Origin of the sequence: Mesorhizobium sp. M4B.F.Ca.ET.203.01.1.1 (assembly GCF_004791025.1) — a bacterium.
Lineage (GTDB): Bacteria > Pseudomonadota > Alphaproteobacteria > Rhizobiales > Rhizobiaceae > Mesorhizobium > Mesorhizobium abyssinicae.
Genome location: NZ_SRUO01000044.1, coordinates 1 through 997 on the forward strand (window position 1 = coordinate 1; position 997 = coordinate 997).

General features: G+C 55.4%; 1 protein-coding gene. It reads right to left on the minus strand.

All coding sequences use genetic code 11. The annotated features are described in order from the left end of the window. Positions 1 to 249: 249 nt before the first annotated feature. Positions 250 to 997: gamma-glutamyl-gamma-aminobutyrate hydrolase family protein (locus EN846_RS33530; RefSeq protein WP_135899141.1), on the minus strand; the 748-nt coding region annotated here is incomplete at its 5' end.

Here is a 997-nt window from a genome sequence, read left to right on the forward strand (position 1 = left end):
ATATGAGCAACGAGATTGTACGCCGTGTCGCCGCAGGCAGTGCACTTCCTGGGTAGCTGCTAACGAACTCGGCGAGTTCAGATATGGCCCGCACTGAGATACTCCAATATATCCGCTTGTTTCGCGATAAAATGCCTGCCAAAATGGAGGCTGACGTTGTGCAGGGGGACGGCTATTAGCGCCGCAGCCGGTCAACGCCTCAAGGGATTTGTTGCGTCTGAGACAGCACGCGCGTGCTGGTGGCGCACGTCATGCAGGTTCTCTTGCAATCGAACTGCAGGCTCTTGCGAAGTTATCGATCAAATTGCGACAGGCGGGCTCACTGTCGTACATCCACTCAGGGTGCCACTGTACGCCGACCATGAATGGCCGGCCGGGGGCCTCGATCGCCTCGACGACACCATCGTCAGCTCGCGCCGAAACGACGAATTCAGGAGCCAACTGTTTAACGGCCTGGTGGTGATAGCTGTTTACTCGGAAAGACGATGATTGCGCTCCACAGAGCCGCCACAGCTGCGTGTCGCGTTCCAGCTGAACCTCGTGAACCGTCTTATCCAACGGGGTGCCATCGCGATGATCGATTACGTTTTGTAGTTCATCTAAGGTATGAGGATAGATCGTACCCCCGCCTACAACATTCAACATCTGCATCCCTCGGCAGATGCCGAGAACGGGCATGGGCCGATCGAACGCTGAACGGGCGAGCGCGAATTCGAAGTCGTCGCGCTCGGGGATCATCCGTTGAACAGCGGGGTGCGGAGGCGCGCCGTAAAGTTCGGTTGGAAAATCGCCACCTCCAGTAAGAACGAGACCAGAAACGAGGTCTAATAACGCGCTCACGTCATCTTCTTTGAGATAAGGCAAGATGATCGGAACAGCGCCGGCTTTCTCGATTGCGCTTACATAGTGGACGAGACAGAAGTAACCATCCTTTTCCACGTCGAAATTGCTGACGATTCCTATGACTGGTCGCATGTGCTTTGCCATCTTGAATGGG